11 protein-coding genes are annotated in these 12210 nt (G+C 66.9%); 8 read left to right on the forward strand and 3 right to left on the reverse strand.

What is annotated here, in order from left to right; genetic code table 11:
* Positions 1-105 precede the first annotated feature (105 nt).
* Positions 106-1383 (reverse strand): phosphoribosylamine--glycine ligase, encoded by a 1278-nt coding sequence (purD, locus tag EV652_RS17600; RefSeq protein WP_132210203.1) that lies wholly within the window; start codon positions 1381-1383, stop codon positions 106-108.
* A gap of 88 nt (positions 1384-1471) precedes the next feature.
* On the opposite strand from purD, the gene EV652_RS17605 reads away from it, so the two are divergent.
* From EV652_RS17605 to EV652_RS17620, 4 genes are all read left to right on the forward strand, one after another.
* A complete protein-coding gene (locus EV652_RS17605; protein ID WP_242001829.1) occupies positions 1472-2389 on the forward strand; it encodes a carbohydrate ABC transporter permease in 918 nt (305 codons plus the stop codon).
* 68 nt (positions 2390-2457) lie between these two features.
* On the forward strand, positions 2458-3300 hold the full coding sequence (locus EV652_RS17610) for a carbohydrate ABC transporter permease (RefSeq protein ID WP_132210204.1): 843 nt from the start codon (positions 2458-2460) through the stop codon (positions 3298-3300).
* A gap of 17 nt (positions 3301-3317) precedes the next feature.
* Positions 3318-4718: an ABC transporter substrate-binding protein gene (locus EV652_RS17615; protein ID WP_132210205.1), complete on the forward strand. Its 1401-nt coding sequence runs from the start codon at positions 3318-3320 to the stop codon at positions 4716-4718.
* A gap of 102 nt (positions 4719-4820) precedes the next feature.
* On the forward strand, positions 4821-5666 hold the full coding sequence (locus EV652_RS17620; protein ID WP_132210206.1) for an SMP-30/gluconolactonase/LRE family protein: 846 nt from the start codon (positions 4821-4823) through the stop codon (positions 5664-5666).
* 20 nt (positions 5667-5686) lie between these two features.
* On the opposite strand, the gene EV652_RS17625 is transcribed toward EV652_RS17620, so the two are convergent.
* Positions 5687-7678, reverse strand: a complete 1992-nt coding sequence (locus EV652_RS17625; protein ID WP_242001830.1) for an SNF2-related protein — start codon at positions 7676-7678, stop codon at positions 5687-5689.
* Positions 7679-8074: 396 nt separating this feature from the next.
* Positions 8075-8548 (reverse strand): hypothetical protein, encoded by a 474-nt coding sequence (locus EV652_RS17630; RefSeq protein WP_199238229.1) that lies wholly within the window; start codon positions 8546-8548, stop codon positions 8075-8077.
* 122 nt (positions 8549-8670) lie between these two features.
* On the opposite strand from EV652_RS17630, the gene EV652_RS17635 reads away from it, so the two are divergent.
* The 4 genes from EV652_RS17635 (at position 8671) to EV652_RS45800 (ending at position 12033) form a co-directional block, all read left to right on the forward strand.
* The gene (locus tag EV652_RS17635; protein WP_132210207.1) at positions 8671-9534 is read left to right on the forward strand and encodes an alpha/beta fold hydrolase; all 864 of its coding nucleotides are present in this window, start codon (positions 8671-8673) and stop codon (positions 9532-9534) included.
* Between the two features lie 229 nt (positions 9535-9763).
* Entirely contained in the window at positions 9764-10135 is a 372-nt protein-coding gene (locus EV652_RS17640) for an FKBP-type peptidyl-prolyl cis-trans isomerase (protein WP_132210208.1), read from the forward strand.
* 178 nt (positions 10136-10313) lie between these two features.
* Entirely contained in the window at positions 10314-10931 is a 618-nt protein-coding gene (locus tag EV652_RS17645; protein ID WP_132210209.1) for a DUF2238 domain-containing protein, read from the forward strand.
* A 13-nt stretch (positions 10932-10944) separates the two neighbouring features.
* Entirely contained in the window at positions 10945-12033 is a 1089-nt protein-coding gene (locus EV652_RS45800) for an MBL fold metallo-hydrolase (RefSeq protein ID WP_255512599.1), read from the forward strand.
* Positions 12034-12210: the final 177 nt, after the last annotated feature.

Here is a 12210-nt window from a genome sequence, read left to right on the forward strand (position 1 = left end):
GACAGGAGGTGTCCGTCAGAACGGACGCCGGCTGCCGGCCGCCGAGGCTCGCGGCGCCGCTGACAAGGCAGCCAGCGCCGACTACCTCCTGTCGTTCGGTCCCTCTCAGACGGTGATCTCTCCGCGGGCTGCCTTGAGGGCGATGTCGGTGCGGTGCTGGGAGCCCTTGATCCGGATCTGGCCGATGGCGGCGTACGCGCGCTGCCGGGCCTCGTCGAGGTCCTTGCCGGTCGCGCTGACCGCGAGGACGCGGCCGCCGGACGTGACGAGTTCGTCGTCCTCGAGCGCCGTACCGGCGTGGAAGACGCGGACATCGTCCACCTCGGCCTGGTCGATGCCGGTGATCACGTCACCCTTGCGCGGGTTGGCCGGGTACTTCTTCGCCGCGACCACGACCGTCACGGCGGCGGCACTCCTCCAGCTGAGCGGCCCGTGGTCGGTCAGCTTGCCCGTCGCGGCGGCGTACAGGAGACCGCCCAGCGGGGTCTTGAGGAGCGGCAGCAGCGCCTGCGTCTCCGGGTCACCGAAGCGGCAGTTGAACTCGATCACCCGAAGACCGCGCGACGTCAGGGCGAGACCGGCGTACAGCAGGCCGCTGAACGGCATGCCGCGGCGGCGCAGTTCGTCCACGGTCGGCTGGAGCACCTTCTCGGTGATCTCCTCGACCAGCTTTTCCGGTGCCCAGGGCAACGGTGTGTAGGCGCCCATGCCACCGGTGTTCGGGCCTTCGTCGTTGTCGGCCAGCCGCTTGAAGTCCTGGGCGGGCTGCATCGGGAGCACCGTCGTACCGTCGGTGATCGCGAACAGCGACACCTCCGGGCCGTCCAGGAACTCCTCGATCAGCACCTGCTCGCACCCGGCCGCGTGCGCCAGCGCCTCGTCCCGGTCCGAGGTGACGACGACACCCTTGCCGGCGGCCAGACCGTCGTCCTTGACCACGTACGGCGGCCCGAACGCGTCGATCGCCTCGGCGGCCTCCTCGGGCGTCGTACACACGTAGGCCCGGCCGGTCGGCACACTCGCCGCGGCCATCACGTCCTTGGCGAACGCCTTCGACCCCTCGATCTGGGCGGAGTCCTTGGACGGACCGAAGACGGCGATCCCGGCCTCGCGCAGCGGGTCGGCCAGTCCGGCCACCAGCGGCGCCTCCGGCCCCACCACGACCAGGTCGGCGCCGAACTCTGTCGCCAGCGCCACGACCGCATCGTGGTCGGCGATGTCCACCGAACGGCAAACGATCGTTTGCCCGTCGTGCCCCGGCTGCAAAACGGCGATGCCAGGGTTACCCGGGGCCGCCACGATGTCCCGGACCTCAGGGTCCTGGGCCAGCGCCCAGACCAATGCGTGTTCGCGGCCACCCGAGCCGATCACCAAGACCTTCACGGGCCATCAGCCTAGTGCACCTGGCGCGTGCTTCGGTCCGCGCGGCCCTGCGCAGTGGTATGACTGCGGACTGACTGGAGGTAAGTGATTGACTACACGTACGGTTTCGGCCGCCAACGGCCGCCGCCCCACACCTGCGTCGTTGCTGTCCTGGCTGATGCTCGTGCCGTGCCTGCTGGTGTTCGCACTGTTCATCGTCTGGCCGCTCGGCAAATCCGTCTCACTGTCGCTGCACGGCTCCGACCTGTTCGGCCGGCCGGACGCGTTCGTCGGGCTGCAGCACTACCGCGACATGCTCGGGTCGGCGGACTTCCGGCACACGCTGGCGGTGACGTTCGGGTTCGTGCTGCTGACGGTGATCCCCGGCGTCCTCGGCGGGCTGGCGATCGTGCTGCTGCTCGAGCAGCACATCAAGGGCATCCGGGTCTTCCGGACCGCGTTCGCCTTGCCGTTCGCGTTCTCGGTCGCCAGCGCGTCCGTCATCTTCGCCACCATCTACAACCCGGCGATCGGGCTCGCGAACGGCCTGCTCGGCCGCGTCGGCATCGAACCGATCGGCTGGCTGACCGACCCCTCCTGGGCACTCATCAGCGTCTCCATCACCACGGTCTGGATGAGCATCGGCTACAACGTGCTGGTCCTGTCCGCGGGGATCGGCGCGATCCCGGCCGAGATCAACGAGGCGGCGACCCTGGACGGCGCCGGCGGCTGGCGGGCGTCATGGCACATCACCGTCCCGATGCTCGGCCCACAACTCTTCTTCCTGATCGTGATCTCGACGATCCAGTCGCTGCAGGGCTTCGGCCAGATCAAGATCCTCACCCCCGAGGGCGGTCCGGAGCAGTCGACCAAGACGCTCGTCTACTCGATCTACCACACCGCCTTCGCGAACAACGCCAGTGACTTCGGCGCCGCGTCGGCCCAGGCGATCGTGCTGCTGGTCATCCTGCTCGCCTGTACGGCGGTCCAGTTCGGCTTGCTGGAGAGGCGGGTGCACTACAAATGAGGCTGCGTCGTTCTGTGGGTCTGCGTCGTTCTGTCAGTCTGCGTCGCCCCGTGAGTCCGCGTCGTCCCGTGAGCTTGGGTCGCTTGGCGACGTACGTCGTACTGATCCTGGCTGCGCTCACCGTCGTGTTCCCCGTGTACTACGTCATCGCCGGCTCGATCATGTCGCCCGGGCAGATCTCGTCGTACCCGCCGGATCTGTTCCCGCACGGGATCTTCACCGGCAACTACGAGGGTGCCTCGTCGTCCGGTACGCCGATCGGGCAGCAGTACGTCAACTCGATCCTCCAGACGTCCGTCATCACGCTGTCGCAGTTGATCACCAGCGTGCTGGCGGCGTACGCGTTCGCCTTCATGCGGATGTGGGGACGGACGCTGCTGTTCGGCCTGTTCCTGGCCACCTTGATGGTGCCGTGGGAGTCGATCGTGCTGCCGAACTACCTGACCATCACCGGCTGGGAACTCGGTGGTCAGCGGCTCACCGCGTCGTACGCCGGGACGATGATCGCGCTGGTGCTGCCGTTCCTGGCCAACGCGTTCGGCGTGTTTCTGCTGCGGCAGTCGTTCCTGCAGTTCCCGACCGAGCTCCGGGACGCGGCGACGATCGACGGCTGCGGGCACTGGCGGTTCCTGCGCCAGATCCTGCTGCCGCTGAACAAGCCGGCCCTGATGGCGGTCGGGCTGTACGTCTTCCTGTCCGCCTGGAACCAGTTCTTCTGGCCGCTGCTGATCGGTGACTCGGCTTCCCGCCGCACCTTGCAGATCGGCATCAGCCAGCTGAACGACGCCGAGGCCGCCGACCCGGGGCTGATCCTGGCCGGCGTCACTCTGTCCATCCTTCCCACCCTGGCCATCGTGATCTTCGGCCAGCGCTTCATCGTCCGCGGTCTCACCGCGGGCGCGATTCGTTGAACAGAAAGGTGGTTGTCATGCGCTCCATACAACGTCGTACGGCGGCGTCTCTGCTGGCCGTCGTCGCCTTGCTCGCAGCCGGTTGTGGCAGCAGCGACTCCGGCTCGGACTCCGCGAGCGGCGCACTCGATGCGCCCGGCGCGGACGCGCTGGAGAAGGCGACGGGCGTCACGAAGGTCACCTTCTGGCACGGGATGAAGGGCGCCAACGGCGAGGCCGTCGACAAACTGGTGAAGGCGTTCAACGCCGCCAACACCGGCAAGATCGAGGTCACCGCGGTCTACCAGGGTGACTACGACGACACGATCACGAAGTACAAGACCTCCGTGCAGCAGGGCAACACTCCGTCCGTCGTCCAGATCTACGACATCGGCTCGCGGTTCATGATCGACTCCAAGCAGACCGTGCAGGTGCAGAAGTTCGCCGACAAGGACGGCTACACGCTGGACTCGATCGAGCCGAACATCGCGAACTACTACTCGATCGACGGCGCGCTGAACTCGATGCCGTTCAACACGTCGATGCCGTTGCTCTACATCAACAAAGAGGCCTTCGTGAAGGCCGGTCTCGATCCGAACAAGCCGCCGACGAATCTCGACGAGATCATGGCGGCGGCGAAGAAGCTGACCATCAAGCAGGGCGGGAAGACCGTCCAGTACGGCTTCAACGCGGCGATCTACGGATGGTTCGTCGAGCAGCTGATCGCCCAGTCCGGGACGACGTACTGCGACAACGAGAACGGGCGCAAGGATCTGGCCACCAAGGTCGAGTTCGACGGTGACCCCGGGGTCAAGGTGGCGACCTGGTACCAGCAGATGGTCAAGCAGGGCCTGATGCCGAATACCGGCAAGAAGACCGACGACGCCCAGGCGGTATTCAAGTCCGGTACGTCGGCCATGCACCTGGAGTCGACCGGGTCGCTGCGCGGCTACCTGGAGGCGGCGAAGGGCAAGTTCACCGTGATGACCGCGCCGTTCCCGAAGCTGACCGCGGCCGACGCCGGCGGCCCGATCATCGGTGGCGCGTCGCTGTGGATCGACGGCCCGGGTCACTCGGACGCCGAGAAGCGCGCCTCCTGGGAGTTCGTGAAGTTCGCCTCGTCGCCGGAGCAGCAGGCGTTGTGGCACACCGGGACCGGCTACTTCCCGATCAACAAGAAGGCGCTCGATCTCCCGGTGGACAAGGCGTGGGTGGCGCAGTACCCGCAGTTCACCACCGCGATCACTCAGCTCCACAACACCAAGCCGACCAACCCCTCCTCCGGCTGCATCCTGGGCGTCATGCCGCAGGCCCGCAAGGCCGCCGAGGACGGCCTGGAGAAGTCAGTCCTGGGCACCGACCCGGCCCAGGCCATGAAGGCCGCCGCCGAATCCATCAAGCCCCAGATCGACCAGTACAACAAAACAGTCAAGAAGTAGCAGCTCTCTGTAGTTGGCAGCCGCCCGGAGAAATTCTCCGGGCGGCTGCTGTCGATCTGGGTGGTTCTGTTCGTGTAGGAGGTAGAAGAGAGGAGCTGTCAGATGGCTGAGATTCTGCTCGAAGGGCTCGTGATCGGGGAGTCGGCGCGGTGGCACGACGGACGCTTGTGGTGCTCGAACTGGGGTGCGCAGGAGATTCTCGCCGTCGATGCGTCCGGCAAGCGCGAGGTGATGGCCCGCGTGCCGACCACTCTCCCGTTCTCGATCGACTGGCTCCCGGACGGCCGTCTGCTGGTGGTCTCCGGGCCGGAAGGGCTGCTGCTTCGGCAGGAGGCCTCTGGCGACCTGGTCACGCATGCGGACATGTCGTCGTACGGCGGTCTGAACGAGATCGTCGTCGACGGCCGCGGCAACGTCTACGTCAACGGCGGCTGCGACTTCCAGCCGGGTGAGGGCGAGCGGCCCGGGTTCATCCTGCTGCTCACTCCCGACGGTTCGGTACGACGGGTGGCCGACGAATTGGCCTTCCCGAACGGCATGGTGATCACGCCGGACAACTCGATCCTGATCATCGCGGAGTCGTTCGGCGGCGTACTGACGGCGTACGACATCGCCGGCGACGGCAGCCTGTCCAACCGCCGCGTGTGGGCACCGCACCCCGGCGACGGCATGTGCATGGACGAATCGGGCGCCATCTGGACCCCTGGCTGGACCGAACAGGGCGAGTCAGCCTGCCTCCGTATCGCCGAAGGCGGCGAGATCCTCGAGACAGTCCCGTTGGAACACGCCGGCTTCGCCTGCACCCTGGGCGACGGCACCCTCTACATGCTTACAGCCGACTGGCACATGCAGGAGTCCTTCGACGCCAACCTCGACCGCCTCCTCTCCACCGCCACCGGCCGCGTGTTGACCCACGACGTCCACATACCCAAGGCCGGCTGGCCGTGACGTCTATACGTCGGTACAGCTCAGTCCAGCCCGAGGCGATGCTGCTCGGCTAGTACGATCCGCCACTCGACGGGGATCGCCTCGTTGTCCAGGTCGTCAGGACGGTGATCGTTGGTGTCTACGGCGCGGCTGTCCATCTCCTTCGCATCGCTCTTGCGGGCGTACTCGTCGAAGAGGAGTCGCTTCCGCTCCTGAACCTCTCGCATGCGCTCATCCACACTGTCCTTCGCCAGCAGGCGATGCACCTGGACAGTTCGGATCTGGCCCATCCGGTGAGCCCTAGCGATCGCCTGTTCCTCAGTGCTCGGCTTCCATTGCGGCTCAGCCAGCACCACTACCGACGCCGCCTGGACATTCAGGCCCACACCACCGGCATCGATCTGGCTGAGAAGGACCGCATGTCCCCGAGCGGCACTGAACTCGTCGACCAACCGCTGCCGTTCCCGTGGCGGGACGGAACCACAGATCGGGCCGGCCGCATCCGGACCGATCGCAGCAGCGATTCGTCCCAGCACTCCCAGGAAGAACGAGAAGACGATCACCTTACGGCCGTCTTCGCGTGCCTCATCCACGATCTCCCGAATCCTGTCCAGCTTCGCCGGCGAGGCCGTCTGAAACGCAGCCTGGCGCATTGCCATGAGATTTCGCGATCGAACAGCCTCTCGGTACGCCGCTTCGTCCTGCGGCGTCAGCAATACCCAGTCGTCGACCTCGATCTTGTCCGGCAACTCAGTGAGCACGTCCTCCTGGTTGCGACGCAGGTAGACCGGTGCCACTGCTCGCCGAAACCGATTCGCGCCGGCGACGACGTCAGTCGCGTCCACCCGCCGGGCGAGCTGCGGCTGCAGGTATCCCACCAGATTGCGAAACTCCTCGACCCGGTTCTCCATCGGCGTACCGGTCAGAAACAGCACGCGCTGGGCCCTGGCCGCCGCATCGTCGACAGTCTGGGAGCGGACCGCTTTCGGGTTCTTGACGTAGTGCGCCTCGTCCACGATCAGCATCGCCGTGTCGTGTTGTTTCACTTCCTCGAGCCGTGCCAACGTACCGAACGTGGTGACAGCGACGCCGCCCTCCCGCAGCCATTTGCGAGCCGCCGCATCTCGGGTGGCGCCATGGAGATTATGTGGACTGAGCCTGGTGTGCTTCGCGATCTCGTTCAGCCAGTTCATCTGCACGCTGGCCGGGCACACCACCAGGAACCGTTGCTGCCCATTCGCCGCCAGGTGCGCTGCGGCCGCCAAAGCCTGGATCGTTTTTCCCAAGCCCATTTCGTCGCCGAGCATCGCCCGCTCTTGGTGGATGGCGTACTGCGCCCCGAACACCTGGTAGCCACGCAGCGTCGACTTGACCAAGCGGACATCCAGCGGAACGGCGGTGATCCGCTGCCGAAGTTCTTCGGGGATAAACCCCTGTGCCGCCTCCGCATCGACAGTGGCTCCAGCACCGCCGACCGTGGACAGTGTGGCGTTGACAGTCGCGGCATCGGCGGAGTACTCGCCCCACAGGCGTTCATCGGTGTAGCCGACCAGCCCGACCGCTCGCTCGTGCCGAGCGAGTTCTTGCTCGAGCCAGGCCGTCCGTGGATGGTTGCTGACCGCCTCGAGTTGTACGAGCGCCGCCAACGCAGCGCGTTTCCTTGCTCTTCCAGACACGAGCATGGACAGGCGTCGGCCGGTCGGCGCGGCAGCACTCAACAGGTCGCTGGTCGCGGCGGCGAACTCGTCCAACAAGGGGGCCACTTCGCTGGCCGCGTTGTCCGCGTGCCGGATGGCGATCACGGTCGCCAGCAGATCCCGCTGTTGAGCGTCGGGACTGTCCGGCCGAAAGCTGAACCTCGTTGCTTGCCCAGTCCGATCCGCGATTGTCCTGACGGCGGTGGTGATGCGCTCGGCCGTCTTCGGACCGATCCCGGGAATCGCTGTGAGCTCGTCGGCCGACGCTGCTACCAGCTGTGCGACAGTCAGGTAGCCCGCACCCTGCAACGCGGTGTGTTTGCCGCTCTTCCCCATCACCTCTTGCAATGCGGTGGTGGGAAGGTTTTCCAATTCAGCCTGGAGCTGACGTCGGGTCAGCGCCGCAGTCTGGTCGCGCGCGCTGGCGCGGAGCGCCTCGGGCTGAGCCAGGAGAGTCTCCGCGCGAAGGCGTATACCCTCGATCTTCGAGAGCAGGTCGCGCGCTGTTCGGCCAACATTCGACCTGGCTCGTTCAATCGCCGCATCGTCGACCTGCGATCCCGATGCGTCCCCCTGCACAACCACTTCCGCGCGGCCCCTCTGGTTGATCGGTACGCCTGCTCGCTACTCAGTCATTCGCAGCTTTGCGGAGACGCACCTCCCAAGGTGTCGCTGGACAGTCTGCCGCCCGTCACGCTCCGCATTCAAGCCCCCGGCGCAGGCTCACTCTGATCAGTAGTGCCAGTAGTAGCGGGCGTCCGCGTTCGAAGGGACGGGGACTGTGGTGCGGTTGGTGAAGGCCATGCCTAGGCCGCGGGCTAGCTCGATGGTGCGGGAGAGCTGGAGGGAGTACGGGTGCTGGTTGTCGTCCCACCACTGCTCGAACTGGGTGATGCAGGTCTGGCCGGTGAGGTAGGGGTTGGAGCAGGGGTGCGGCGGGAGCCACTTCTGGAGGTGGCGGAACTTGACGGTGGTGGAGCCGTTCGGCGGCTTGATGGTGCCGGTGGCGTCGAGACAGTAGCCGGTGGTGGGGATGTTCCACTGGACGTAGTGCTGCCGGCCGTTGGCTGACGGGATGTCCTTCATGTTGGCGCAGTCCGCGTCAGCCTTCGCGCCGGAGGTGTCGGCAGAGGCGGCAGTCCCGAGGCCGGCCACGGTCAGGACCGCGGCGAGGGTTGCCGTGAGCAACGCCGGTTTCGTCCGCATGGAGTTCGAGATTAATGCCGACTGGGTGCAGGTTGAGGTCCTGGTCCGTACCGCGCGGGCCGGTCTAGGCTCACGGTCACGAGTCCCGCCCAGGGGGATGGGACGCTCAACGAGGAGCTGTCATGCCGGAGCCAGTCACCAGCACGATCGACGTACCCGGAGCGACACTGACGTACGACGTACGCGGTGAGCTCAGCAATCAGCCGGTGCTGTTGCTGATCGGGTCACCGATGGGGGCGAGCGGCTTCCCGACCCTGGCGTCGCACTTCACCGATCGGACGATCGTCACCTACGACCCGCGCGGGGTGGAGCGAAGCGTCCGCAGCGACGGCGCCGGCGAACTGTCGCCGGACGACCACGCCGCCGATCTGGTCGCGCTGATCGAGACGCTCGACGCCGGACCGGTCGACCTCTTCGCCAGCAGCGGCGGCGCGGTGAACGCACTGGCGCTGGCCGCCAAACGGCCCGACCTGATCAACACCCTGGTCGCGCACGAGCCACCACTCGCCGGGCTCCTGCCGGACAGCGAGGCCGCACTGGCCGCGTGCGAGGACCTGTACCAGACGTATCAGCGCGACGGCATGGGCGCGGGTATGGCGAAGTTCATCGCGATCGTCAGTTTCGAGGGCGAGATCCCGGCCGACTACACCAAGCAGCCGGCGCCGGACCCGGCGATGTTCGGCCTGCCCACCGAGGACGACGGCTCCCGCGACGACGCCCTGCTCGGTCAGAACATCCGCGGCTGTACGTCGTACCAACCCGACTTCGACGCCCTCGACAAGGCAAAGGGCCACATCGTCCTCGCCGTCGGCGAAGAGTCCGCCAACCAACTCGCCGGTCGAGCCGGCGTCGCAGTCGCCACCCGCCTGGGCCTCACCCCGGTCGCCTTTCCCAGCAACCACGGCGGCTTCCTCGGCGACGAGTACGGCATGCCAGGCAAACCAGAAGAGTTCGCGACCAAACTCCGCGAGGTCCTGTCCCGCTAGCCCGTTACACCGCCAGCTGGCCGCGGTGCGCCGTACCCAACTCCACCGAGTACGGCGCCCGCGAGCATCGCCGGCGTGGGGACCTAGAACACCTACTGGGGACCTTGGACACGAAATAACCTGTCTCGGCGCACCGGTTCCTGTTCAACCCTCCGGCAATCGGACGCGACCCGGCGCGGTCGGACGGCCCTGGCAGGACGTCGGGTGGGGCGTCTGATTAGCTGGGGGCATGACTGACAAGCCAGAGATTGACTTTCCGGACGGACCGCCGCCGGCGGAGCTGGAAATCACGGACATCACCGTCGGTGACGGCGATGAGGCCAAGGCCGGGTCGCGGGTGAACGTGCACTACGTGGGTGTCGCCCACTCGACCGGCGAGGAGTTCGACGCGTCGTACAACCGGGGCGCGCCGCTGGCCTTCCAGCTCGGCGTCGGCCAGGTCATCCAGGGCTGGGACACCGGTGTCCAGGGGATGAAGGTCGGCGGCCGGCGCAAGCTGGTCATCCCGCCGCACCTCGGGTACGGCGACCGCGGTGCGGGCGGTGCGATCAAGCCCGGCGAGACCCTGATCTTCGTCGTCGACCTCGTCAGCGTCAGCTGACCGCAGTACTGCTCGACCGCACGGCTCCCGCTGAGCGCACCATCGATCTGCTCAGCCGGAGCCGCGGCGGGTATCTGTCCCGGGACCCCCGCGATCCGCCACAATGGCGAACATCGCGGGGGTCCTTCCCGTAGTTGTACTCATCCGCCTCGCCCAGCGGCCGGTTTGACTGGGAGGCATGACGACGATGGTTGCCACTACGGTTCCCGCCGCACGGGTGAACTGGGTGCGGTACGCCGCCCTGGCCGCGAAGGTCCTCCTCTTCGGTTTGTTGCTGTCGGCACTGATCTGGCCGGACCTGAGCGGAATCAAGGGCAAGGCGACGACCGCCCGGCTGGTCGTCTACCCGCTCGGTGCGATGGTGCTGCCGTTGTGGTGGTGGGCGTACGGCCGGGCACGCAGCAAGCTGCACAACAGCTTCCCCTGGCACGCCGATCTGCTGATGACGCTGCCCTGGCTGATCGACCTGATCGGCAACCGCCTCAACCTCTTCGACACGGTGACCTGGTGGGACGACGCCATGCACTTCATCCTCTGGGGGCTGCTCACCGCCGGCGTCTTGATCGCGTTCGCATCCCCAACTCTGTCGCGTGGGCTGACTGCCTTCGTCGCACTCGGGTTCGGCGCAACTGCCGCGGTGGTGTGGGAGATCGGTGAGTACTTCGCCTTTATCCGCAGCTCATCCGAGCTCCAAACGGCATACACCGACACCCTCGGCGACCTCGGCCTAGGCACCCTAGGCGCCCTCCTCGCCGGCCTGATCCTCTACCAGGCCCGCCACACCGAGCACAGGTGACCACCGCCCGAGCATGCGGCCGACCGCCGAGCAGGTGCTGGTGCAGCACGCAGGCACAGGGGCCGACGCGGAGGTGCGGGCAGCGGCGGCGCGGGCGCGCGCAGGTGGGGCCGGCTTGCGGGTGGAGGCTGGCGCGCGCACGGGGTCGGTGCGCAACCGCGGGCCGGCGCGCAGGCAAGGGCGGCGCGCAGGCAAGGGCGGCGCGGGCCGCAAGCGTGCGGGCGGGTGCAGAGGCTGGGCCGGTGTGCAGAGGCTGGGCAGGCGCCCAGGTGCGGAGCGGCGCGCAAGTGTGCGGGCGGTGCGCGGGTGCCGGGGCGCCGCGGGTCTGCTTCTCGGGCGGAGTCTGGGCCTAGCGGTGTGGGACGGTGGTTGGGTGGATGTGACGGTGGTGGGGAGTGGGGATGCGTTTGGGTCGGGTGGGCGGTTTCAGACGTGTATCGCGGTTGCGGTGGACGAGGTGCCGCGCGTGCTGGTCGACTGCGGTGCGACGAGCCTGACCGCGTTGCGTGGGCAACAGTTCGATCCCAACGAGATCGAGACGATCGTCATCACGCATCTGCACGGTGATCACTTCGGTGGGCTGCCGTTTCTCATCCTTGACGGGCAGTTCCGTCGGCGGACGCGTGATCTGACGGTTGTCGGTCCACCGGGGACGCGTGACCGCCTGACCGCCGCGATGGAGACGCTCTACCCCGGCTCGTCTCAAGTGCAGCGCCGCTTCGAGGTGCACGTGCTCGAGCATGCGGACGGCCAATCGCGTGAGCTCGGTGAGCTCCGCGTCACGCCGTACGAGGTCCGACACGCGTCCGGCGCCCCGGCGTACGCCGTGCAACTGCAAACACCCGCTGGATCGCTGGCGTACTCAGGCGACACCGAGTGGACCGAGGCGCTCCTCGATGCAGCCGACGACGTAGACCTCTTCCTCTGCGAGGGCTACAGCCCGACACCCATCCGCTGGCACCTGGACCTCGAGACGCTCACCCAACACCGCGACCGCTTCACCTGCCGCGACCTAGTCCTCACCCACCTGTCCCCCACCGCCCTCGCAGCCAACCTCACCGACTGGAAGATCGCGTACGACGGACTCCGCCTCCCGCTGTAGCCGGATACGAGCCGGATATCCCCTCAAGTGCACGGTTCTCCCCTTGGTATGCGACCGGAGAACCGTGCATTCGAAGGGTTATCCGGCTCTCCTGACGCATGTGTGGGTGATTTGAGCGCGCCTTGAGTGGCGCACGCCGTTCCCTGTCTAGGTTTCTGAGCTGTCGAGGAACAGGAA

The organism is Kribbella steppae, from assembly GCF_004342025.1.
Lineage (GTDB): Bacteria > Actinomycetota > Actinomycetes > Propionibacteriales > Kribbellaceae > Kribbella > Kribbella steppae.

Excerpts from the sequence above, each read along its gene's own strand:
- EV652_RS17625 (WP_242001830.1), bottom strand. The coding sequence starts at position 7,678 with ATGGGGAAGAGCGGCAAACACACCGCGTTGCAGGGTGCGGGCTACCTG.
- EV652_RS17615 (WP_132210205.1), top strand. The coding sequence starts at position 3,318 with ATGCGCTCCATACAACGTCGTACGGCGGCGTCTCTGCTGGCCGTCGTC.
- EV652_RS45800 (WP_255512599.1), top strand. The coding sequence starts at position 10,945 with ATGCGGCCGACCGCCGAGCAGGTGCTGGTGCAGCACGCAGGCACAGGG.
- EV652_RS17645 (WP_132210209.1), top strand. The coding sequence starts at position 10,314 with ATGACGACGATGGTTGCCACTACGGTTCCCGCCGCACGGGTGAACTGG.
- EV652_RS17620 (WP_132210206.1), top strand. The coding sequence starts at position 4,821 with ATGGCTGAGATTCTGCTCGAAGGGCTCGTGATCGGGGAGTCGGCGCGG.
- EV652_RS17630 (WP_199238229.1), bottom strand. The coding sequence starts at position 8,548 with ATGCGGACGAAACCGGCGTTGCTCACGGCAACCCTCGCCGCGGTCCTG.
- EV652_RS17640 (WP_132210208.1), top strand. The coding sequence starts at position 9,764 with ATGACTGACAAGCCAGAGATTGACTTTCCGGACGGACCGCCGCCGGCG.
- EV652_RS17635 (WP_132210207.1), top strand. The coding sequence starts at position 8,671 with ATGCCGGAGCCAGTCACCAGCACGATCGACGTACCCGGAGCGACACTG.